The following is a 22014-nucleotide window of genomic DNA, read 5'->3' on the forward strand; positions in this document are numbered from 1 at the left end:
GGGGTGACCCGCTGTCAGTGGCATGCGGCAGACTCGGGGGCGTGCGAGAGATTCATGTCATCGGTATCGGCGCGGGCGACCCCGACCAGCTCACCCTCCAGGCGGTCCGGGCGCTGAAGAGCACGGACGTGTTCTTCCTCCTCGACAAGGGCGAGGTCAAGAGCGACCTGACCCGGCTGCGCCGGGACATGCTCGACGCACACATACCCGACGGCGGTTACCGGCTGGTCGAGGCGCGGGACCCGGAGCGGGACCGGGCCGCGGGCGGCGGGGCGTACTCGCCGGCCGTCGGTGACTGGCGCAGCGCCCGCGCGGACATCTACGAGCGGCTGATCCGCGAGGAGCTGAGCGAGGGGCAGACCGGCGCCTTCCTGGTGTGGGGCGATCCGTCGCTCTACGACAGCACGTTGGCGATCCTGGAGGAGGTGCTGGCCCGGGGCACGGTGCGGTTCGGGTACGACGTGGTGCCCGGGATCAGCAGTGTCTCGGCGCTGGCGGCCCGGCACCGTACGGGGCTGAACCGGGTGGCCCGGCCGGTACAGATCACCACCGGGCGGCGGCTCGCCGAGGGGCTGCCGGACGGGGTGGACGACGTGGTGGTGATGCTCGACGCGCACCAGGCCTTCCGCCGGTACGCGGACGAGGACATCGACATCTACTGGGGCGCGTACCTCGGCACCCCGGACGAGATCCTGGTCTCCGGTCCGATCGCCGAGGCCGGTCCGCGCATCGAGCGGCTGCGGGCCGAGGCACGTGAGCGCAAGGGCTGGATCATGGACACCTATCTGCTGCGCCGCCACCCGGAGGCTGCGAAGGAGGGCTGAGCGGTGGCCGGCCCGGCCGCCGGACCGTCCGGGCGGTCGGCGGAGTCGGCGCCTGCCGTCAGGACCGGCTGACGTCCGGGGTGCTCACGCCGGGCCGAGCCCGAGCCGTTGCAGGACGCCGGCGACGTCCGGCACCGCCGTCACACCGTCCGGCAGCGGGGGCCGTCGTACGACGACCACGGGCAGCCCGAGCTCCCGTGCGGCCGTGAGTTTGGCGGCCGTGGCCGCTCCCCCGCTGTCCTTCGTGACCAGGACGTCGATCAGGTTCCCGGTCAGCAGCGCGGTCTCGTCGGCGACCGTGAAGGGCCCGCGTGCCAGCAGCACTTCGGTGTGGCGGGGCATGGGCGGCTCGGGGGGTTCCACGGACCGTACGAGGAAGTGCCGGTCCGTCAGCGGGGCGAAGGCGGACAGGCCCAGGCGGCCGGTGGTGAGGAAGACGTTGGGGCCGAAGCGGGGCAGGGCGGCGGCCGCCGCGGGCAGGGACGGGACCGGATGCCAGTCGTCGCCGGGGCGGGGCTGCCAGCCGGGGCGGCGCAGGACGACGGAGGGGATCCCGGTGGCCCGGGCGGCGCCGGCCGCGTTCGCGGTGATCGTCTCGGCGAAGGGGTGGGTGGCGTCCACCAGCGCGTCCACCCGGTGTGCGCGCAGCCAGTCGCCGAGGCCCGCCGCCCCGCCGAACCCGCCCGTCCGCACCTCGCCGGCGAGCGTGCCCGGCCGCGCGACCCGGCCCGCGAGCGAGGTGGTGACCCGCACTCCGGGGCACCCCGACAACTCGGTGGCCAGGCGGCGGGCCTCGGCGGTACCGCCGAGGATCAGCACGTGCGGGGACATGGGGCGAGCGTACGGGGCCTGCGCACCGGGTGACGCCGTGGGGCCGGGCGACCGGCCCGCGCCGTGACGCACGACGGCCGCCCGGCGAGAGCGCCGGGCGGCCGTCGTGGCACCGGACCCGCGTCAGCCCTGGCGGGCCTTGAAGCGGGGGTCCTTCTTGTTGATCACGTAGACCACGCCGCGTCGGCGGACCACCTGGGCGCCGGGCTTGGCCTTCAGTGAGCGCAGGGACTTGCGCACCTTCATGGTTCTGTTCTCCTCGGGTCGGCCGCCGGGCCGGGTCAGCCGCGGGCGGCGGCGGTGCGGCCGTAACGGCGCTCGAAACGCTCCACTCGGCCGGCGCTGTCCAGGACCCGCGCCCTGCCGGTGTAGAACGGGTGCGACGCGGACGAGATCTCCACGTCGACCAACGGATAGGTGTTGCCGTCCTCCCACTCGATCGTCCGGGACGAGTCGGCGGTGGAGCGGGTCAGGAACGCGGTGTCCGCGGCGCGGTCCCGGAAGACCACGAGGCGGGACGCGGGATGAATGCGGGCCTTCATGGGGTTTCCTCTCTTGGTTGCCGGTGTGTCTGCGGTCGGCTTCAGCGCTCTTCGCGGAAGTCGACGTGCGCGCCGGCCACCGGGTCGTACTTGCGCAGGACCAGCCGGTCGGGGTTGTTCCGGCGGTTCTTGCGGGTCACGTAGGTGACACCGGTCCCGGCCGTCGACTTCAGCCTGACGACGGGACGCGCGGTGCTGCGTGCCATGAGGTTCTCCCTTCGCCCACACCCGGTTTTCTTGATCCGGGCATGTCATTCACGACCTGTGCAACAACGCCCCCCGCCGTCGCATTCCCCGGCCCCGGACCGGTCCCGCGGCGGTCGGCGGACCGGTCCCGCAACGGTCGGCCGACCGGTCAGCGCAGCAGGAGCTGCAGGCCGCCCAGAATCGTCGCGGCGATGACCAGCTGCTCGAACAACCGCTGGTTGATCCGGTGCACCGCCCATCTGCCGATGAGCGCGCCGGGCACCACGAACACCACGAGCGCGGCGTCGAGGAGCAGCGAGTCGCCGTCGATCAGGCCGAGACCGGCACTGAAGGGGACCTTGGAGAGGTTCACGATCAGGAAGAAGAACGCCGAGGTGCCCAGGAAGCCGAGTTTGCGGAAGCCGGCCGACAGCAGGTACAGCGACATCACCGGGCCGCCCGCGTTGGCGACCATCGTGGTGAAGCCGCCGAGCACGCCGTACGAACCGGCCTTCGCCCGGCCCGCGCGGGTGGTGACCTCGTCCGGGTCGTCGGGCCGGTCGGCCGTGCGGCGCCGCCACAGCGTGACCCCGGCCATCAGCAGCAGGATCGCACCGATCGAGGTCCGTACGACGCCGTCGTCGGCCCAGACCAGGAACAGCGTGCCGATCACCACGCCGGCCGCGACCGCCGGGAAGAGCCGCCACAGCGTGGGCCAGTGGGCGTGCTTCCGGTACGTCGCCACGGCCATTACGTCGCCCGCGATGAGCAGGGGGAGCAGTACGCCGGTGGAGGCCCGGGCCGGGAGGACCGCGGCGAAGATGGCGAGGCTGACGGTGTTGGCCCCGCTGACGGCGGTCTTGGAGAAGCCGACGAGCAGGGCGGCGAGTGCCAGGGCGGCGAACTCCCAGCCGGATATGTGCCAAGGCGTCATCGTGTTCATGCGGGGACCGATGCTATGTCCGGACAACCGGATGGTGTAAGTACCGTCTCGCTGGTTGGCTCCAGCACCCTCCCGGGGCGGGTGCCGGCCCTGCCCGCCGTGGTGCCGGGCGGGGGCCTCCGCGTTTGCGGCCGTTTGGCCAGGGCACCCGCGCAGCGATGACGGCACAGCTTAGAAGGGAGACGCGCACCATGTCCGTGGTGAAGAGCACGCTGCCCGACAAGGCTCTCTGGGTCACCGGCGGAGCCCTCCAGGAGACCCTGGTGGACCTGCTCGGCCTGTCGCTGATGGGGAAGCAGGCGCACTGGAACATCGTGGGGCCGCGGTTCCGCTCGATCCATCTCCAGCTCGACGAGGTGGTCGCCACCGCGCGCGCCCACTCGGACACCGTCGCGGAGCGCGCCGCCGCCCTGGGCGTGCCGCCGGACGGCCGTCCGGAGACCGTCGCCGCGGCCTTCTCGCTGCCCGGGACCAAGGACGGCTGGCTGCGCGACGACGAGGTCGTCGACCTGATGGTGCGGGCCCTGGAGACGGCGATCGGGCGGCTGCGCGAGCGGATCGCAGCGACCGACGAGCCCGACCCGGTCACCCAGGACCTGCTGATCTCGATCACCGCCGACCTGGAGAAGCAGCGCTGGATGTTCGCCGCCGAGAACAACTGATCGTGCGGAAGGCTCACTTGAGCCGATCCGGCCGGACCGGCTCGTCCGCGTCGAGCGCCGCCGCCCGCAGGGCGGCCGCCACCCGGGTGACCGCCTCCGCAGGCGGATGCGGCAGCCGGGCCAGCAGCTGGCGGCGCTGCTCCTGCGGCCCGCCGCGGACCGGCAGGATCCGGACCCCGGCCGGCGCCGCGCAGGCCAGGGCGGCCGGTACGGTGGTCAGCCCGCAGCCGGCGGCGACGAGATGGAGCTTGGCCAGCCAGTCGCGGGCGACGTGGGCGATCTCCGGCCGCTCGTCCAGTCCGGGCCACACGCCCATCAGCCGGTCCTCCCCCGAGGCGGAGCCGGCGATCCAGCGCTGCCCGCGCAGGTCGGCCACGTCGACGAAGTCGCCGCGGGCCAGGGGGTGGCCGGCCGGCAGCGCGAGGCACAGGGCACGCTCGGTGAGGGTCTGGAGCACCAGCGGAGGCGACTCGGCGTCCGGCGCCCGGAACGGCGGCGCCGACGCGAGCAGGGCCAGGTCGATGCTGCCGGCGCGCAGGGCACGCACCAGGGCGGGGGTGGTGCCCTCGCGGCCGACGACCCGGAGGCCGGGGTCCGTTCGGCGGAGCGCGGTCAGGGCGTGCGGGACCAGCACGGCGCCGGCGGTGGGGTACCAGCCCAGGCGGACCGTCCCGGCCTCTCCGGGCAGCCCGGACAGTTCCCTCGCCGTCGCCTCGATCTCGTCGAGCACGGTCGTCGCGCGCCGCATGACGACCCGGCCGGCCGCGGTGAGCCGCACGCCGTCCCGCCGCCGCTCGAGGAGCTCCGCGCCCGCGGCCCGCTCGATCGCGGCGATCTGCCGGGACACCGCGGACTGGGTGTAGCCCAGCGCGGCCGCGGCGGCGGTGAAGGTCCCCTGTTCGGCGACGGCGCGGAAGACCCGCAGCGCGGTCAGTGACACATCGTTGAAGTCCATGACGGTCACGCATACTAGCCGTGCATAACTTTCGTTGGACTCATGGACGCGCCGTTCCTAGCGTGGGACGCATGAACGCTTCCCGCATCGCTCTCGTCACCGGCGCCAACCAGGGGCTCGGCCGCGCCCTCGCCGAAGGCCTCGCCGCCCGGCTGGGCCCGGACGACCTGGTCCTGCTCACCGGACGCCACCCCGGGCGGGTGACGGACGCCGCCGCCGAGGCCGCCCGCCGGCCCGGGACGCGCGCCCGCGTGGCGGGCCGGGTCCTGGACGTCACCGACACCGAGGCGATCGCCCGGCTCGCCGACGAACTCGGGGCCCGGTACGGCGGGGTGGACATCGTCGTCTCCAACGCGGTCGCCCGGGTCCTGCCCGAGGACTCGCAGTCCGAGCGGGCCGACGAGCTCATCGACGTCTCGAACACCGCCACCCACGCGATCCTGCGCTCCTTCGGCGCCGTCCTGCGCCCGCACGGAAGGCTGCTCGTGGTGGCCAGTTCGCTCGGCACCCTCGGCCACCTCGACCCGAGGCTGCACCACCTGTTCGACGGCGCGAGCCTCGACCAGGTCGAGTACGCCGTCGAGTCCTGGCGCAGCGCGGTCCACAACCGCACCGCCGCCGAGGCGGGCTGGCCCGTCTGGCTGAACGTGCCCTCGAAGGTGGCCCAGGTCGCCGCCGTCCGCGCGGTCGCCGCCGAGCGCCGCGAGCAGGACCTGGCCACCGGCACCCTGGTCGCCTCCGTCTGCCCCGGCATGGTCGACACCGCCACCTCCCGCCCCTGGTTCAGCGACTACAGCGGGGCCCAGTCCCCCGCCGAGGCCGCCCGTGCGGTGCTCGACCTGGTCTTCGCCGAGGACGTCGACCCCGGCCTCTACGGCGAGCTGATCCGCTTCGGCAGGCCGTTGCCGTGGCATGACGGCACCCCTCCGGTGGAACAGGACCGCCTCGTCAGGCCGTGAGCGCGGGGTGCGCCGCCCACCCCGCCCGCGGCTCCGTGGCCGTCGGGCCGCCGGGGCCACGGAGGCCGCCGCGACCGCCGGGACCGCCGCGGCCGCCGGACCCGACTCCCCGGCGGCGGTAGCGCAGTTCGGCGCCGTCGGCGTGAAACCCTGGCCGGGACGCGTGCATCCGAGCCCGTCGAGGAGGACGTCGTATGCCACCCCTGGTCGACCCCGTACCCGGCGGGAGCCCCGGCGATCTGGCCCGGGCCCATGCCCTCGCCCACGAGCTGTCCGCGCAGGGCGTGCGCGGGATCGTGCTGGCCTATGTGGACACCGCCGGGATCTGCAGGGTGAAGACCGTCCCCTCGCAGGGGCTGCAGCCGGCGGTGGCCTGGGGCGTGGGCATGTCCCCGGTGTTCGACACCTTTTTGGCGAACGACGCGATCGTGCGCACCGACGTGCTCGGCTCGCCCGACGGTGACCTGCGCCTCTATCCGGACCTGGACCGGCTGGTGGTGCTGGCCGGGCAGCCCGGCTGGGCCTGGGCGCCCGTCGACCGGTTCACCCAGGAGGGTGAACGGCATCCGGGGTGCAGCCGCGCCTTCCTGAGCCGGGTCGTCGCCGACGCCGAGGACCGGCACGGTGTCACCTTCAAAGCGGGCGTCGAGATCGAGTGGGCGCTCGGCCGGGCCGCCGCGCCGGCCGACGAGTTCGCGCCGGCCACGTCGGGGCCCGCGTACAGCGCCGCCCGGCAGATCGAGCTGAGCGACTACACCTGCGACCTGCTCGCGGCCCTCGAGAAGCAGGAGGTGCCGGTCGCCCAGCTCCACCCCGAGTACGCGCCCGGCCAGTTCGAGCTCTCCACCGGCGCCCTGGACCCGGTGGCGGCGGCCGACCAGAGCGTACTGGTGCGGCAGACCGTCCGCGCGGTCTCGCAGAAGTACGGCCTGCGCGCCTCCTTCGCCCCGGCCGTCGCCGAACGGGGCGTCGGCAACGGCGGTCACCTGCATCTCTCCCTGTGGCGCCAGGGCGTGAACCTGCATGCCGGGGGCGACGCCCGGTACGGCATGACGGCCGCGGCGGAGTCGTTCGTCGCCGGGCTGCTGACGCACCTGCCCGCCCTGACGGCGGTGACCGCGCCGAGCCCGGCCAGCTATCTGCGGCTCAGGCCCGCCCAATGGGCGGGGGTGTACACGGCCTGGGGCCGGGAGACCCGCGAGACCGGGGTCCGGGTCATCACCGGCACGGCCGGCCACCAGAGCCAGGAGGCCAACCTGGAGGTCAAGCCGGTCGACCTGGCCGCCAACCCGTACCTGGCCCTCGGCTGCGTCATCGCCGCCGGGCTCGACGGGCTCGCCTCGGCCGCGCCGCTGCCCGAGGAGGTCACCGACGACCCGGCCCGACTGGTCCCGGACGAGGCGGTGGCCCGGGGCGTGCGCCGGCTGCCGACCTCCCTCCCCCAGGCCGTCGAGGAGTTCCGCGAGGACGAGGTGCTGCGCACCGCGCTCGGCCCGGTCCTCGCGGACGCGGTGATCGCCGTGCGCGAGGGCGAGACGGCGGCCGTCGCGGGGCTCGACGACGCCGGGGTGGCCGCGGCCTACCGCTGGAAGTACTGATGCCGGGGCAGGTCCGGGCGGCGCTCGACGCGCTCCCGCTCGTCGACCACCACTGCCACGGCGCGGTCACCGCCGACCTCACCGAGCCCGAGTTCGAGTCGCTGCTGACCGAGGGCGAGGCGTGGCCGGGCGTCTCGCCGTTCGACAGCCCCGCCGGCATCGCCATACGCCGGCACTGCGCACCCCTGCTCGGCCTGGACCGGCACGCGCCCGCCGCCGACTACCTGGCACGCCGGGCCGACCTGGGTTGGCAGGAGGTGAACCGCCGGCTCCTGACGGCCGCGCACACGGAGGCGTTCTGCGTGGACACCGGCTACGCCCCGCACCCGGTCACCTCCCCCGCCGAACTCGCGGCGGCGGCCGGCGCGCGTGCGTACGAGGTGGTACGGCTGGAGAGCGTCGCCGAGGCGGTGGCCGCACGGGGCATCGACGCGGCCGAGTACGCGGGCGCCTTCCGGGCGGCGGCCGAGGAGGCGGTACGACGGCCGGGTGTGGTCGCGGTGAAGTCGGTGGCCGCCTACCGCACGGGCTTCGCCCTGGACCCGGCGCGGCCGACGTACGCCGAGGTGACCCGGGCGGCCGCGCTGTGGTTCGCCGCGGGCGGCAGGCTCGCCGACCCGGTGCTGATGCGTCATCTGCTGTGGACCGCCGTCGGGCTCGGGCTGCCGCTCCAGCTCCACGCCGGATTCGGGGACTCGGACCTGCGGCTGCACCACGCGGACCCGGCGTTGCTCACCGACTGGCTGCGGCTGACCACCGGCACCGTCCCGGTGCTCTTGCTGCACTGCTGGCCCTACCAGCGTCAAGCCGCCTACCTGGCGGCGGTGTTCGAGCACGTGCACCTCGACGTCGGGCTCGCGCTGCATCATGTGGGTCCGGCCCGGGCGGGCGCGGTGCTGGCCGAGGCGATGGAGATCACCCCGTTCCGCAAACTGCTGTACAGCTCGGACGCCTATGGTGTGGCCGAGTTCCACCACCTCGGCGCGCTGTCCTTCCGGCAGGGGCTGGCCGGAATGCTCCAGGCCCGGGTGGACGCCGACGAACTGAGCCCGGCCGACGCGGTGCGGATCGCCGCCTGGACGGGACGCGACAACGCCCGTCGTCTCTACGGACTTCCCGTATCCGACCCCGGCCGCGGCTGACCGCGCGCCCTGTCCGGAAAGTATGATCAAGCAATGTCTGACATGACCGAAACCACGCCCGGTTGGCTGTCCTCCGACGAACTGGAGATGGCGCGCGCCCGCATGCCGATCCTGTACGTGGAGGCCGTGCCCGTGCGCGTCGACGACAGCGGCGAAGTCACCAGCATCGGCCTGCTGCTCCGCATCGGCCCGGACGGAACGGTCAGCCGGGCCCTCGTCTCCGGCCGTGTCCTGCACCACGAGCGCGTCCGCGACGCCCTGCTGCGCCACCTGGAGAAGGACCTCGGCCCGGTGGCGCTGCCCCGGGTGCCCGCCTCCCTGCAGCCGTTCACGGTGGCCGAGTACTTCCCGACGCTGGGCGTCACCCCCTACCACGACCCGCGACAGCACGCGGTGTCGCTGGCCTACATCGTGCCGGTCACCGGTGACTGCCGGCCCCGGCAGGACGCCCTGGACCTGGTGTGGTTCAGCCCGCAGGAGGCCATGCTGGAGGCCGTGCAGAGCGAGATGCCGGGTGGTCACGGGGTGTTGCTGAAGCAGGCCCTGGCCCATGTGGGGTTCGTGAGCTAGGCGGCGGTCAACGGCTCCTCGTCCTCGTCCGGTTCGCCCGAAGCGGCGGCCGCGGATTCGTGCGGGGAGCCGGTCCGGGAGCCGTTCGGGATGTCCTGCTCGGTCCAGATGCACTTGGCGTCGCTGAGGTAGCGGGCGCCCCAGCGCCGGGACAGGGCGGCGACCAGCTGGAGGCCGCGGCCGCCCTCGTCGGTGTAGGTGGCATGGCGGATGCGCGGGGTGCTGAGGCTGCCGTCGTAGACCTCGCAGGTCAGGATGCGGCTGCGCAGCAGCCGTAGCCGCATGGGGCCCCTGGCGTGCCGGATCACGTTGCCGACCAGCTCGCTCACCAGGAGTTCGGTGGTCGTCGCCAGGTCGTCCAGGCCCCACCGGGCGAGCTGGTCGCGGACGAGTTCACGGGCCTGGCCGGCCGCCCGGGGGTCGTCGGGCAGGCCGAAGGAGGCGATGTCGCAGGCCGGCATGGCCCGGGTGTGGGCGATGAGCAGGGCCGCGTCGTCGTTGGTCCGCTCCCGGTCCGGGAGCAGCTCCGAGACGACCGTGTCGCACAGCTCCGCCACGACCCGGGCGTCCTCCTCCTGGTCGGCACCGGTGAAGCGGGCCGGCCGGACCCCGGCCCGGCGCAGGACGCGCCGCAGCTCGGCCAGGCCCTGCTCGGCGTCCTGGGCGTCGGACTCGATGAGCCCGTCGGTGCACAGGACGACCAGGCTGCCGTCCGGGAGCGGCAGTTCGTGCACGGCGAACGGCGGGGCGGCGGCACCGAGCGGCGGATCGGGGCTCACCACGGGGCTGTGCACGGTGCCGTCGGGATGCACGAACACCGGCGGCGGATGCCCGGCGAGGGCGTAGCAGCAGGTCCGGCCGACCGGGTCGTAGACGGCGTAGAGGCAGGTGGCGTAGAAGTCCTCGCCCAGGTCGCTGACCAGGTCGTTGAGGTGGCCCAGCAGTTCGTCCGGGGCCATGTCGAGGTCGGCCAGGGTGCGTACGGCGGTGCGCAGCCGGCCCATGGTGGCGGCCTCGGCGATGCCGTGGCCCATGACGTCGCCGACCACCAGGGCGACCCGGTCCGCGGAGAGCGGGATCACGTCGAACCAGTCGCCGCCCACCTGCTCGCCGCGGCCCGCCGGCACGTAGCGCGCGGCCGCGACGGCGCCGGGCAGCCGGGGCAGGGTCCCGGGCAGCAGGGCGCTCTGCAGTTCCTGCGCGCGGGCGTGCTCGAGGTCGTATAGGCGGGCCCGTTCCAGCGCCTGGCCGACCAGAGCGCCGAGGGCGGTCAGGCGGGTGCGTTCCTCCTGGTCGAAGGGGCGCGGCTGGTTGTAGGACAGGATCGCCATGCCGACGGCCCGCCCGGAGGCGACCAGCGGCAGGAACGCCCACGCCATCTTCGGCGAGGTCCCCATCAGGATCCTGTCCGTGACGGCGGCGTAGCGCTCGTACATCTGGGCCGGCGACTCCATGAACTGCGGCCTGTGGGTCCGGAGCACGTCGGTGACGGGCAGGCCGGCGTTGAGCGGGCCCTCGAACCGCTTCAGGTAGTCCATCGGGTAGCCGACCTCGCCGACCCTGGTCAGCCGGCCGCCCTCGAAGACGGAGACGACCAGTCCGTCGGCGCTGAACAGTGACAGGACGTGCTGCGCCACGGCCTGGACGACGTCCTGGACGGTGACGGCCTCGGCGAGCCTCGCGGTCAGCTCCTCCGCCCCGGCCGTGCGCTCGCGCCCGGACGCGGCTTCCCCGTGCGGCGGCTTCGTGTCGGCCTGTTCCAGGCGCTGCGCGGTCCAGGCCGCCACCGCGTGCAGGAAGGACAGCTGTACGTCGTCGGGCTCGCCGGCCGCGGACAGCAGCACCGAGAGCGCGCCGACAGGCCCGCCGGTCCCGAGGAGAGGGACCGCCACCGTGCCGGCCGCGCCGGTCCCGAGGCTGTCCCCGGCCACCTGGACGAGGACGCCGCGGCGCAGCGCGCGGGACGGCGGTACGTCCTGCTCCTCGTCCAGCTCCGCCCAGGCCCGCGCCGTCCCGGCGTCGACACCGTCCACCGCCACCAGGGTCAGCCGGCCGGCGCCGGGGTCCCACCGGTGCAGGAGGGAGCCTTGTCCGCCGACACCCGCCGCCGCCTGCCGAAGGGCCAGCGCCAGCGCCCGTGCCCCGGCGGCCGGGGACGAGTCGGCTTCGGCCCCTTCCGGACGGTTCGGGCACATAACGACAGGGTAACGCGGCAGGTCGGGGCGACCACCGGGGCCGGACGGGGCCAGTCGGGACCGCCGCACTAGCCCCGGTCCAGCGCGGCGCGCAGCGCCTCGTCGATGCCGGGCTGCCGGAACGTGAAGCCCGCCTTCAGCAGGCCTTCCGGCACGGCGCGGCAACTGCCCGTGATGCCGTCGGCGAACTCACCGAGGACGGCGCGCAGCGCGAAGGCGGGTACGGCGGCGAGGGTGGGCCGGTGCAGGATCCGGCCCGTCGCACGGGTGATCTCGCGGTTCGTGAGCGGCTCGGGGGCCGTGAAGTTGACGGGACCGGCGACCTCCTCGTGGTCGATGGCGTGGCGCAGGGCGGCGATGTGGTCGGTGAGCGAGATGAAGGGCCAGTACTGGTCGCCCGAGCCGAGCCGGCCGCCGAGGCCGTACCGGAAGAGCGGGAAGAGCCTGCCCCAGGCGCCGCCGTCGGCGGAGACGACGAGACCGGTCCGCGGGTGCACGACCCGGACACCGGCCCGCTCGGCGGGCGCGGCGGCGGCCTCCCAGCCGACGCAGACGGAGGCCAGGAAGTCGTCTCCGGCCGGGTCGGACTCCGTGACGACCCGGTCGCCGGTGTCGCCGTAGTAGCCGGTGGCCGAGGCCGAGATCAGCACCCGGGGCCGTTGGGCGGCCTCGGCACAGGCCTCGGCGACGGTCCGCGTCCCCCGGAGACGGCTGAGCCTGATCTCCTGCTTGTAGGCCGCGGTCCAGCGCCGGTCGCCGACGCCGGCTCCGGCCAGGTGGACCACGGCGTCGACACCGTCCAGGACGCCCGGGTCCAGCCGGGCGCCGGGCTCCCAGGCCGCGGACTCACTGCCGTCCGCCGCCCGGTCCGCGGTCCGGCCGCGGGTCAGACGCAGTACCCGGTGACCGTCGGCGAGGAGGGAACGGGTGAGTGCGGAACCGATGAGTCCGCTGGATCCGGTGATCGCGACGCGCATGACGTTCTCCGATGAGCGATTGTTTGAGAGTTCAAACTCCCGCCGTCAGACTACTCCGGCCGGATGTCCGCACGGCATCAGCGACCGGGCCGCCGGCGTCGGCCCCGGAGACCCCGTCTCCCCCGGCGGCCGCTCGGCCGGACAGGGCCCCTGTCCGGCCGCCCCGAGTCGGCCCGTCCGCACGCCGAGGGCGGGCCTGCCGCGCGGGCGGGGCCATCCATGGCCTGGATGCCCGGCTATACGGGATTCGGATCGCGCGGAGGATGGCGGGCGGTCGGCGGACCGCCCATAGTCGTGCCTACCCGCACGCCGCTGTCCGGACAGCCGCTGCCGTGCGGTCGTCCCCGGCATGCCGTACCCCCTCCGCGCCCGCGGGCATGCCCGCTCCGCTCACCGTTCCTGGAGTCGTGATGCCCGGTTCCGTTCCGCCCCCGTCCGCCACTGCGGCCGACGGCACCGCCCCGCCACCCCCGGCCGTCTCCGGCCCCGCCCATCTGCTGCGGGTGGCCCTGCTGATGGCGGGCAGTTGTCTGCCCATCCTCGGGGCGGTGCTGATCGCCCCCGTCCTGCCGAAGATGCAGGACCACTTCGCAGCCGTGCCGGGGGCCAGGGCACTGGTGCCGCTCGCGCTGACCGTGCCGGCGCTGGCCCTCGCCGTGCTGGCCCCGTTCGCCGGGGTGATCGTGGACCGGCTCGGCCGCAAGCGGCTGCTGGTCGCGGCGACTCTGCTGTACGCCGTGTTCGGCACGGCCCCGCTCTGGCTGGACTCGCTCGGCGCGATCATCGCGAGCCGCGCACTGGTCGGTGTGGCCGAGGCCGCGATCATGACGTGCTGCACCACACTGATCGGTGACTACTACTCGGGGCAGCGGCGGGTGAAGTACCTCGCCCTGCAGACCATGTGCGCGTCCGCGTCGGCCACGGTCTTCTTCGTGCTCGGCGGCGCGGCCGGATCGGCCGGCTGGCGCGTGCCGTTCCTCGTGTACGCCGTGAGTCTGGTGCTGGCCCCGCTGATGGCGACGGCGCTTCCGGGCCCGGCCCCCCGCGCGGCGGTGACCGGGGCGCCGACCGGCAAGGACCGACGCCCTTTCCCCTGGCGGCAGTTGGGGGGAATCTGCGCCCTGACCTTCTTCGGGGCGATGGTCTTCTACACGGTCCCGGTCGAGATGTCGTACCTGCTCGACGACCTCGGGGTGCGGAACTCCGGGGTGATCGGACTGGCCACGGCCGTCGCCAGCGCGGCGACGGTGGGCGGCGCGGTCCTCTTCGCCCGCCTGAAGCGCTCGCCGGACCCGATGCTGCCCGCGGTCCTGGCGGTGTGCGCGGTGGGCTTCGGGCTGATGTTCCTGGCGGGCAACGCGCCGTTGCTGGTCGCCGGGGCGGTCGTCAACTGCGTCGGTACGGGGATGCTGTTGCCCGCTCTGCTGACCAGCGCCATGTCCCGGCTCGCCTTCGAGGACCGCGGCCGCGGCACCGGGCTGTGGACGGCGGCCTTCTTCGGCGGCGAGTTCGTGTGCCCGCTGGTGCTGCTCGCCGGGGAGGCCGCGGTGGGGAGTCTCGCGGGGGCGGTGGGGATCCTGGGCCTGGCAGCAGCCCTGGTGGCGGGCGTCCTGGCAACGGGCAGAACGGCAACTCCCTAGGGGCGCCGGGCAGAACCGGTGTGCGGCTCCGCCGCACGGGCACGACCAGCCACGACGTGGCCGCACCCGCCCCACGACCTCGCGCGGCACTCATATCGACCTCGCGCGGCACTCACATCAACGTTGCCCCCACCTCCGCCGCCTTCTGCCGCAACCAGATGTGGGCCGCGTCCTGCGTGTGCACCGGGTGCCACCACATGGCCTCCTGCACGGGTACGGCCTCGAAGGGGCACGGCAGGACCCGCACCGCCGCCGAACTCGCCGCCCTCCGTGCCAGCCGTTCCTGGATCATCGCGACCCGCCGCGTGCCCTCGACCATGTGAGGCAGGAGCTGGAAGGTCTGCACGGAGACCTCCACCCGGGGGCTGATGCCGAGCATGCTGAGCTGGCGGGCCGCGGGGGCGTCGTAGGGGCGCTGGTAGACCGCCCAGGGCAGGCGCGCGAGGTGGTCGAGGGTGAGTTCGTCGCCCACCTCCGGGTTGTCGTCGGCGACCATGCACAACCAGCGGTCCTGGTGCAGGTCGACCGCGGGGAAGCCGTCGATGATGCCGTGCGGCAGGAGCAGTCCGTCGATGGTGCTGAGCACCGTCGCGGTGTTCTCCTCCACCGCCGGCGAGGTGTGCCGGAACGTGAGGCGGATGCCGGGGGCCTCGTGGTGCAGGGCGCGGGCGAGCGGGGCGCCGAAGACGGCCGCGCCGTAGTCGGAGGCGAGCAGCGTGAACTCGCGGCTCTCGGCGGCCGGGTCGAAGTCGGCCTGGCTGGAGAAGACCCGTTCCAGCAGGTCGCACGCGGTGGCGCTGCGGTCGCGCAGGGCCACGCCGAGCGGGGTCAGTTCGTAGGCGTTGCCGGTGCGGGCCAGCAGGTCGTCGTCGAAGTGGCGGCGCAGGCGTGCCAGGGCGGCGCTCATGGCGGGCTGGCTCAGCCCCACGCGTTCGCCTGCCCGCGTCACGTTGCGCTCCTCCAGCAGCGCGCGCAGGGCGAGGACCAGATTGAGGTCGAGTCGGGACAGGTTCACCGGGCACCACCTGGCAGGTCAGAGCTATCCATCGGATGGATTGTCCGTATCCACAGGATCTATTTCCATGATCCGTTGACGAGGGCCACAGTAGACCGCAACCCAGCGGGAGGAAATCTCATGGCAACACTCGGGCAACCTGCCGGCCCGTTCGCGCTCGGCACGTTCTCCACTCCGGAGGGGCCTCGCTTCCCCGGTCTCGTGGCCGCGGACCGGGTGCTGGACCTGAGCAGAGCCCTGGACGGGGCACCGGCCGACGTCCGGTCCGTCCTGGACCGGTGGGAGGAGTTCCGGCCCGTCCTGCACACGCTGGCGGACGCGCCCGGCCCCGACCGGTACTCCCTGGACAGCCTGCGGGTGCACGCGCCGGTCGAACCCCGGCAGATCTTCCAGTCCGGCGCCAACTACCGGCAGCACGTGATCGACCTGGAGGTCGCCCACCGCTCCCCCGACGACCCGCGTACGGTCGATGAGGCGCGGGCGGAGATCGCCGCCGTCATGGACCGCCGGGCGGCGGAGGACCTGCCGTACGTGTTCATCGGGCTGCCGAGCACCGTGGCCGGTCCCTACGACGACGTCGTGCTTCCCTCCTGGGCCGAACAGCCGGACTGGGAGCTGGAGTTGGCCGCCGTCATCGCCAAGCCCGGCCATCGGCTGTCCGAGGCGGAGGCTCTGGAGCACGTGGCCGGGTACACGATCGCCAACGACCTCACCGACCGGGCCACGGTGTTCCGCCGGGACATGAAGGCCATCGGCACCGACTGGCTGCGCTGCAAGAACGCGCCCGGGTTCACCCCGCTCGGGCCGTGGATCGTGCCGGCCGAGTCGATCGCCGACCCGGGTGATCTGCGGGTCACGCTGAGGCTCAACGGCGAGACCATGCAGGACGAGTCGACCAAGGACATGCTCTTCGGGGTCGCCCGGCTGGTGTCCTACATCTCGCAGACCGCTCGGCTGCTCCCCGGCGACCTGGTGCTGACCGGCAGCCCGGCCGGCAACGGCATCCACTGGGGGCGGCTGCTGCGCGACGGCGACGTCATGGAGGGCTCCATCACCGGCCTGGGTGTACAGCGCACCCGATGCGTCGAGGAGTCCGTGTGAACCGCGACGACCCCGAGGGCGCGATCGCCGAGGCCGCCAAGGCGTACTCCAACTGGGGGCGCTGGGGTGCCGACGACGTGCTCGGCACCCTCAACTTCCTCGACGCGGCCAAGCGCCGCGAGGGCGCCGCGCTGGTCCGGCGGGGGGAGAGCTTCTCGCTCTCCCAGCGGTTCGACATGGACGGGCCGCAGCAGGGCTGGCGGCGGCGGACCAACCCGGTGCACACGATGCTGGACACCGGCACCGACGCCGCCCTCGGCAACCAGGGCTTCCCGCACGGCATCGGCGGCGCCGACGACGTGATCGCGATGCCGCTGCAGTGCTCCACCCAGTGGGACGGGCTCGGGCACATCTTCGACCACGGCAAGGCGTGGAACGGCCGGGACGCGGCGCGCACGGTCACCTCCGACGGTGACCTCGTCACCGGCATCGAGCACATGGCACCGCACGTCGCCGGGCGGGGGGTGCTGCTCGACGTGGGCCGAGCGGTCGGCTCCCAAGGCGAGCTGGCCGACGGGTTCGCGATCACCGAGGAACATCTGAGGGGGACCGCCGAGGCCCACGGCGTGCGCGTCGGCCGCGGTGACATCGTCCTCGTCCGCACCGGACACCTCGCCCGCGCCAAGCGCGACGGCTGGGGCGACTACGCCGGGGGGCCCGCGCCCGGACTGTCCTTCACCACCGCCGGCTGGCTGCACGGCACCGAGATCGCCGCGATCGCCACCGACACCTGAGGCTTCGAGGTACGGCCCAACGAGTTCGAGCACGCCTTCCAGCCGCTGCACCAGGTCGCCATCCCCAACATGGGGCTCCTGATCGGCGAGATGTGGGACCTCGACGGCCTCGCCGCGGACTGCGCGGCCGACGGTGTGTACGAGTTCTGGCTCACCGCCGCACCCCTCCCCATCACCGGAGCCGTCGGCTCACCCGTCAACCCCGTCGCCGTCAAGTAGCCCCGCACGGCCACCGGATGCGCCGTCCTCCCCGGACAGCGGCGGCGCATCCCGCCCGCACTCCTGGCCCGCGTCCGCGGCGGGCGAGAGCCGCATCCCCGCCGCCCGAACCCGCGCGGCCCGATCCCGGGAGGTACCCCGAGATGACACCCACCTCCGCTCTCCCCCACTCTCGGCTCCGCTCGAGCGGGGGGACCTCCAACGTCCTCGTCATAGGCGGCGGTACCGCCGGAAACGCGCTGACCGTGCTCCTGCGCAGGGCTGGGATCGCCGTCGACCTGATCGAGGCCGACCCGGACTGGAAAGCCTCACTCGGCTCCGGTATCACCCTCCAGGGCAACGCCCTGCGCGTCCTGCGCGAGGTCGGCGTCCTCGACGCCGTCGAGAAGGACGGGTACACCGCCGACGGCGTCGCCGTCCTCACCCCCGACGGCACCGTCCTGGCCGCCCACGAGGAGCTGCGCACCGGCGGCGACGACCTGCCCGCCCACATCGGCATGCAGCGCCCGCGCCTGCAGCAACTCCTCATCGAGCAGGTCCGTGCCTCGGGCGCCGACATCCGCCTGGGCATCAGGGCCACCGCCTTCGACCAGCGAGAGGACGGCGTCGACGTCACCTTCTCGGACGGGACGAGCCGCCGCTACGACCTGGTGGCCGGCTCCGACGGCCTGCACTCCGCCACCCGCCGGATGATCGGCATCACCGACGAGCCCGTACCCACCGGCATGGGCATCTGGCGTGCCCCCGCGCCCCGTCCGGCCGGGATCACCCGCACGGAGATGATCTACGGCGGCCCGTGCTTCATCGCCGGGTACTGCCCGACCAGCGAGGACACGGTCTACACGTACCTCGTCGAGCCGGCCCGCGACCGCGCCGCGGTCGACCCCGGCTCGTATGCCGACGAGATGCGCAGGCTCAGCGAGCCCTACGGCGGTGTGTGGCCGCAGCTGCGGGCCGCGTTCACCGACCCGACGGCCGTCAACTACGCCTGGTTCGACCGGCACCTGGTGGAGGGCCCCTGGCACCGCGGCCGCATCGTGCTGGTCGGCGACGCCGCCCACTGCTGCCCGCCCACGTTCGCCCAGGGCGCCGCCATGTCCCTGGAGGACGCCCTGGTCCTGGCCGAACTGCTGGCCGGTCCCGGCGACTGGGACGACCGCCTCCTCACCGCCTACCACGCCCGTCGGCTGCCCCGGGTGCGGATGGTCGTCGACGCCTCCGTTCAGCTCGCCCGGTGGCTGCTCGACGGGGCGCGCGACGCGGACGTGCCCGGCCTGATGCACCGCACCCTGACCGCGCTGAAGGAACGCCCGTGACCGGCCCCGAGCCCACCCCCACGATCGACGTCCACGCCCACCTCCTGGTCCCGGCGGTCGAGGAGGCCGTGGCCGGCCGGCCCGGACTCGCCGAGGCCCGCGCCCTGGACGCCCGCCGCGACGGACCGGCCGCCCTGGAGGTGAACGGCCCGATGGTCGGCTCGCGCGTGCCGAGGCTGACGGACGCGGCCGCGCGGCTGGCCGCCATGGACGCGCAGGGCGTGGACATCCAGCTGGTCAGCCCCTCCCCCTCGCACTACCACTACTGGGCGGAACCCGAACTGGCCGCGCGCGTCTGCCGGCTGGCCAACGAGTCCACGGCCGCCCACTGCGCGAAGGCTCCCGAGCGCCTGTACGGTCTGGGCCTTGTCCCCCTCCAGCATCCCGGCATCGCGGACGACTTGCTCGATCACGCGCTGGAGCAGGGGCTGCGAGGCGTGGAGATCTCCTCGCACGCGCCCGGCCACGAGCTGTCGGACCCCGCGTACGAGCCCTTGTGGTCACGCGCCGAGGAGACGGGCGCGCTCCTCTTCCTGCACCCCTTCGGCTGCACGCTGGACGAGCGGCTGGACCGCTGGTACCTCTCCAACACCGTGGGCCAGCCGACGGAGAACGCGGTCGCGCTCTCGCATCTGATCTTCTCCGGGGTGCTGGACCGGCACCCGGCGCTGAAGCTGCTCGCCGCGCACGGGGGCGGCTATCTCCCCACCCACCTCGGCCGCTCCGACCACGCCTGGCGGGTGCGCCCGGACGCCCGGGGGTGCGCACGGGAACCGAGCAGCTATCTGCGGCAGCTGCACTTCGACTCCCTCGTCCACGACCCGGCCGTCCTGCGGGAGCTGATCAGGGTCGCCGGCGCCGACCGGGTGCTGCTCGGCTCCGACTTCCCCTTCGACATGGGCACCGACGACCCGCTCGGCGCCCTGCGCGCCGCGGGCCTGTCCGGCCGCGACTTCCAGTCCGTGCGCGGGGCGAACGCCGCCGCACTCCTCGACCTCTTCTAGGAGGATCCCCATGCGCAACCGTCTGCTCACCCATCTCAGGCACGTCGACCTGGCCGTGCCCGACTACGACAAGCAGCTCGACTTCTACGCCGGGGTCTGGGGCCTGACCAAGGTCGCCGAGGACTCCGGGATCTCGTTCCTGGCCGCCGAGGGCTCGCCCGAGAACTACGTCATCCGGCTGCGCAAGTCCGACGAGAAGCGGCTCGACCTGGTCGCGTACGGCGCCGCCTCGGCAGCGGACGTGGACACTCTCGCCGAGGAACTCCTCGCCGGTGGCGTGCGGCTGATCTCCCAGCCGGGCAAGGTGGACACGCCCGGGGGCGGTTACGGCTTCCGCTTCTTCGACGTGGACGGCCGCACCGTCGAGGTCTCCGCGGACGTGGCCGTACGCCGGCACCGCAGGATCGAGGAGCGGGAATCGATCCCGGTCAAGCTCTCCCACGCCGTGCTCAACTCCCCCGACCTGGACCGGACCCGCTCCTGGTACGAGACCCACCTGGGCTTCCGGCACTCCGACACGCTCAGCTCGCCGCACGTCGGCGATGTCATGCACTTCATGCGGATCAGCAACCAGCACCACTCCATGGCCATCGCCAGGGGCCCGCACACCTCGCTGCACCACGTCTCCTTCGAGATGCGCGGCATCGACGAGTACCTGCGCGGTTCCGGCCGGGTGATCCGGGCCGGCTTCAGGAAGGTCTGGGGCCCGGGACGCCACACGGCGGGTGACAACACCTTCACCTACTTCCTCGACCCGCACGGCAACACGGTCGAGTACACCACCGAGTTGGAGCTCCTGGACGAGGACACCTGGCACCCGCACGTCTACGACTTCTCCCAGCCGGAGGTCACCGACCAGTGGGGCACGGCGAACCCGATGAACGAGCTGGTCGCCAAGGAGTCCTTCAACGACGTCGACCGCGGCGTGTTCGTCGCCCCGCCGGTCTGACCGGCCCGGAGCCCTGATCACCATGCGTTTCGCCACGTACGAACACCGCAGCCGACGCCGGGTGGCCGTCGTCGCGGAGGACGGCACGCTCTGCCCCCTGCCCGGCGTCACCTCGCTGACGGGCCTGCTCGCCGGGGGCGGCGGCCTGCCGGAGCTGCTCGACGCCGGATCCGCGACGCTCGACGTACCGGCCGGCCCCCATGTCTCCGAGGTACGCCTGCTGCCGCCGCTCCAGCCGCCCACCGTACGGGACTTCGTCACCTTCGAGGAACACGTCGAGGGTGTACGGCGGTCGGTGGACGGAGCCGCCGGGGTACCGGAGCAGTGGTATGCGGCACCGACCTTCTACTTCACCAACCCCTACGCGGTGTACGGCCCCCACGACGACATCCCCGCGCCGCCGGGATCCACCGTGCTCGACTTCGAGCTGGAGGTCGCCGCCGTGATCGGCAAGGAGGGCCGCGACCTCACCCCCGGGCAGGCCCGTGAGCACATCGTCGGGTACACCGTGCTCAACGACTGGTCGGCCCGCGACCTCCAGTCCGCCGAGATGCGAGTGGGTCTGGGTCCGTGCAAGGGCAAGGACACGGCCACCACCCTCGGCCCGTACCTCGTCACCGCCGACGAGCTGGCGGGGTACCGCGACGAGGAGGGCTTCCTGCGCCTGGCGCTCACGGCCTCGGTCAACGGCGAGGTGGTCGGCGAGGACCTGCTCTCCAACATGAGCTGGACCTTCGAGGAGATGGTCGCCTACGCCTCCCGCGGCACCTGGGTCCGCCCCGGGGACGTCCTCGGCTCCGGCACCTGCGGCAACGGCGGCTGTCTGGCCGAGCTGTGGGGCGTCCGGGGCGGCCAGGACCCGCCGCCGCTCGGGCCCGGCGACACGGTGACGCTCACGGTGGAGGGCCTCGGCAGCGTGTCCAACACCGTGGTGGCCGGCCCCCATCCGGTGCCGGTACCGCCCGCACGACGCCGTACCCGGGAACGGCCCGGGGCGTGAGCGCCAGGGCCGGCCCACACCTGGCCCGGCAGGGGGGTGGACACCGGGGGAGGGACCGAACTCCACCCCCGGTTCCACCTGTGGGTCCAGGTGCTGTGGGCGTCGTCGCAGCAGGCTGTCGGGCATGACAACAACCGAGTGGATCACAGACATCGCCCTCGTCCTCGTCGTCTTCCGGCAGCTGCGGGAGGGCCGGCTCGACCTCAGGTCCTTCCTGATCCCGCTGGGGATCGTGGCCTTCGTGGCTCACCAGTACCTGGACGGCGTTCCCACCGCGGGCAACGACCTGGTGCTGATCGGGGTCCTGATGGCCGTCGGTGCCGCGCTCGGCGTCGCCGGGGGCGTCTGCACCCGGCTCCGGATCGTCGGTGAGCACGTCCTGATCAAGGCCGGTGCGGTGTCGGCGATCCTGTGGATCGTGGGCATGGGAGCACGGATGGGTTTCCAGCTGTGGACCGAGCAGGGCGGAGGCGCCGACGACGTCGCCCGGTTCAGCGCCACCCACCAGATCACCAGCGGGCAGGCCTGGGTGGCCGCGTTCGTCCTGATGGCACTGACGGAGGTGGTCACGCGGCTGGCCACGATCTTCGTACGGAGCCGGATCGCCCGGGCGGTGACCCGTCCCGTGCCCGTCCTCGACCACGCGGCCTGA

The 22014-nt window shown here is 73.5% G+C and carries 22 protein-coding genes and 1 pseudogene; 14 read left to right on the plus strand and 9 right to left on the minus strand.

Features of this window, described 5'->3' with window-relative positions; translation table 11 throughout:
- Window positions 1-41: 41 nt before the first annotated feature.
- Window positions 42-824, plus strand: coding sequence for a precorrin-6A synthase (deacetylating) (gene cobF / locus JF597_RS24755; RefSeq protein WP_293998712.1), 783 nt, complete (start codon window positions 42-44; stop codon window positions 822-824).
- An 84-nt stretch (window positions 825-908) separates the two neighbouring features.
- Here cobF and JF597_RS24760 read toward each other — a convergent pair whose 3' ends face one another.
- The 5 genes from JF597_RS24760 to JF597_RS24780 all read right to left on the minus strand — a co-directional run bounded on the left by JF597_RS24760 (window position 909) and on the right by JF597_RS24780 (window position 3326).
- Window positions 909-1655: a cobalt-precorrin-6A reductase gene (locus JF597_RS24760; RefSeq protein WP_293998714.1), complete on the minus strand. Its 747-nt coding sequence runs from the start codon at window positions 1653-1655 to the stop codon at window positions 909-911.
- A 123-nt stretch (window positions 1656-1778) separates the two neighbouring features.
- The gene (gene ykgO, locus JF597_RS24765) at window positions 1779-1901 is read right to left on the minus strand and encodes a type B 50S ribosomal protein L36 (RefSeq protein ID WP_046728129.1); all 123 of its coding nucleotides are present in this window, start codon (window positions 1899-1901) and stop codon (window positions 1779-1781) included.
- 35 nt (window positions 1902-1936) lie between these two features.
- Window positions 1937-2197, minus strand: a complete 261-nt coding sequence (locus JF597_RS24770; RefSeq protein WP_293998721.1) for a type B 50S ribosomal protein L31 — start codon at window positions 2195-2197, stop codon at window positions 1937-1939.
- 41 nt (window positions 2198-2238) lie between these two features.
- Window positions 2239-2403: a 50S ribosomal protein L33 gene (gene rpmG, locus JF597_RS24775; RefSeq protein ID WP_093497749.1), complete on the minus strand. Its 165-nt coding sequence runs from the start codon at window positions 2401-2403 to the stop codon at window positions 2239-2241.
- Window positions 2404-2552: 149 nt separating this feature from the next.
- The gene (locus tag JF597_RS24780; RefSeq protein ID WP_293998727.1) at window positions 2553-3326 is read right to left on the minus strand and encodes a sulfite exporter TauE/SafE family protein; all 774 of its coding nucleotides are present in this window, start codon (window positions 3324-3326) and stop codon (window positions 2553-2555) included.
- A 191-nt stretch (window positions 3327-3517) separates the two neighbouring features.
- Here JF597_RS24780 and JF597_RS24785 point away from each other — a divergent pair, with 191 nt between their 5' ends.
- A complete protein-coding gene (locus tag JF597_RS24785; RefSeq protein ID WP_293998729.1) occupies window positions 3518-3988 on the plus strand; it encodes a DNA starvation/stationary phase protection protein in 471 nt (156 codons plus the stop codon).
- 13 nt (window positions 3989-4001) lie between these two features.
- Here JF597_RS24785 and JF597_RS24790 read toward each other — a convergent pair whose 3' ends face one another.
- Window positions 4002-4943 carry a LysR family transcriptional regulator gene (locus JF597_RS24790; protein ID WP_293998731.1) on the minus strand — a complete coding sequence of 314 codons (942 nt, stop codon included), beginning with the start codon at window positions 4941-4943 and terminating at the stop codon, window positions 4002-4004.
- A gap of 71 nt (window positions 4944-5014) precedes the next feature.
- Between JF597_RS24790 and JF597_RS24795 the strand changes: the two genes are divergently transcribed.
- The 4 genes from JF597_RS24795 (at window position 5015) to JF597_RS24810 (ending at window position 9212) form a co-directional block, all read left to right on the plus strand.
- On the plus strand, window positions 5015-5902 hold the full coding sequence (locus JF597_RS24795; protein ID WP_293998734.1) for an SDR family NAD(P)-dependent oxidoreductase: 888 nt from the start codon (window positions 5015-5017) through the stop codon (window positions 5900-5902).
- 194 nt (window positions 5903-6096) lie between these two features.
- Complete coding sequence (locus JF597_RS24800; protein WP_293998737.1) at window positions 6097-7500, plus strand: glutamine synthetase family protein; 1404 nt, start codon at window positions 6097-6099, stop codon at window positions 7498-7500.
- On the plus strand, window positions 7500-8642 hold the full coding sequence (locus JF597_RS24805; protein WP_293998740.1) for an amidohydrolase family protein: 1143 nt from the start codon (window positions 7500-7502) through the stop codon (window positions 8640-8642). Before JF597_RS24800 ends, JF597_RS24805 begins: the two co-directional genes overlap by 1 nt.
- Before the next feature lie 42 nt (window positions 8643-8684).
- A complete protein-coding gene (locus JF597_RS24810; RefSeq protein WP_177233264.1) occupies window positions 8685-9212 on the plus strand; it encodes an NUDIX hydrolase family protein in 528 nt (175 codons plus the stop codon).
- Here JF597_RS24810 and JF597_RS24815 read toward each other — a convergent pair.
- Both JF597_RS24815 and JF597_RS24820 read right to left on the minus strand, forming a co-directional pair.
- Complete coding sequence (locus JF597_RS24815; RefSeq protein WP_293998743.1) at window positions 9209-11407, minus strand: SpoIIE family protein phosphatase; 2199 nt, start codon at window positions 11405-11407, stop codon at window positions 9209-9211. The genes JF597_RS24810 and JF597_RS24815 overlap by 4 nt on opposite strands.
- A 68-nt stretch (window positions 11408-11475) precedes the next feature.
- A complete protein-coding gene (locus JF597_RS24820) occupies window positions 11476-12384 on the minus strand; it encodes a TIGR01777 family oxidoreductase (protein ID WP_293998746.1) in 909 nt (302 codons plus the stop codon).
- 410 nt (window positions 12385-12794) lie between these two features.
- Here JF597_RS24820 and JF597_RS24825 point away from each other — a divergent pair, with 410 nt between their 5' ends.
- A complete protein-coding gene (locus tag JF597_RS24825) occupies window positions 12795-14024 on the plus strand; it encodes an MFS transporter (RefSeq protein WP_293998749.1) in 1230 nt (409 codons plus the stop codon).
- A gap of 112 nt (window positions 14025-14136) precedes the next feature.
- Here the strand turns inward: JF597_RS24825 and JF597_RS24830 are convergent, their stop codons facing one another.
- Window positions 14137-15039, minus strand: coding sequence for a LysR family transcriptional regulator (locus tag JF597_RS24830; protein WP_293998752.1), 903 nt, complete (start codon window positions 15037-15039; stop codon window positions 14137-14139).
- Between the two features lie 120 nt (window positions 15040-15159).
- Between JF597_RS24830 and JF597_RS24835 the strand changes: the two genes are divergently transcribed.
- The 7 genes and pseudogenes from JF597_RS24835 (at window position 15160) to JF597_RS24865 (ending at window position 22014) form a co-directional block, all read left to right on the plus strand.
- Complete coding sequence (locus JF597_RS24835) at window positions 15160-16140, plus strand: fumarylacetoacetate hydrolase family protein (RefSeq protein ID WP_293998755.1); 981 nt, start codon at window positions 15160-15162, stop codon at window positions 16138-16140.
- Window positions 16119-17093, plus strand: a pseudogene (locus JF597_RS24840) (cyclase family protein). The gene JF597_RS24835 and the pseudogene JF597_RS24840 overlap by 22 nt, the downstream one beginning before the upstream one ends.
- A 143-nt stretch (window positions 17094-17236) precedes the next feature.
- Window positions 17237-18409 carry an FAD-dependent oxidoreductase gene (locus JF597_RS24845; protein ID WP_293998757.1) on the plus strand — a complete coding sequence of 391 codons (1173 nt, stop codon included), beginning with the start codon at window positions 17237-17239 and terminating at the stop codon, window positions 18407-18409.
- Window positions 18406-19413 carry an amidohydrolase family protein gene (locus tag JF597_RS24850; protein WP_293998759.1) on the plus strand — a complete coding sequence of 336 codons (1008 nt, stop codon included), beginning with the start codon at window positions 18406-18408 and terminating at the stop codon, window positions 19411-19413. Before JF597_RS24845 ends, JF597_RS24850 begins: the two co-directional genes overlap by 4 nt.
- Window positions 19414-19423: 10 nt before the next feature.
- Window positions 19424-20362, plus strand: a complete 939-nt coding sequence (locus tag JF597_RS24855) for a VOC family protein (protein WP_293998761.1) — start codon at window positions 19424-19426, stop codon at window positions 20360-20362.
- A 22-nt stretch (window positions 20363-20384) separates the two neighbouring features.
- Window positions 20385-21362, plus strand: a complete 978-nt coding sequence (locus tag JF597_RS24860) for a fumarylacetoacetate hydrolase family protein (RefSeq protein ID WP_293998763.1) — start codon at window positions 20385-20387, stop codon at window positions 21360-21362.
- Between the two features lie 124 nt (window positions 21363-21486).
- Entirely contained in the window at window positions 21487-22014 is a 528-nt protein-coding gene (locus tag JF597_RS24865; RefSeq protein WP_293998765.1) for a hypothetical protein, read from the plus strand.

Origin of the sequence: Streptomyces sp., from assembly GCF_019510245.1 — a bacterium.
GTDB lineage: Bacteria > Actinomycetota > Actinomycetes > Streptomycetales > Streptomycetaceae > Streptomyces.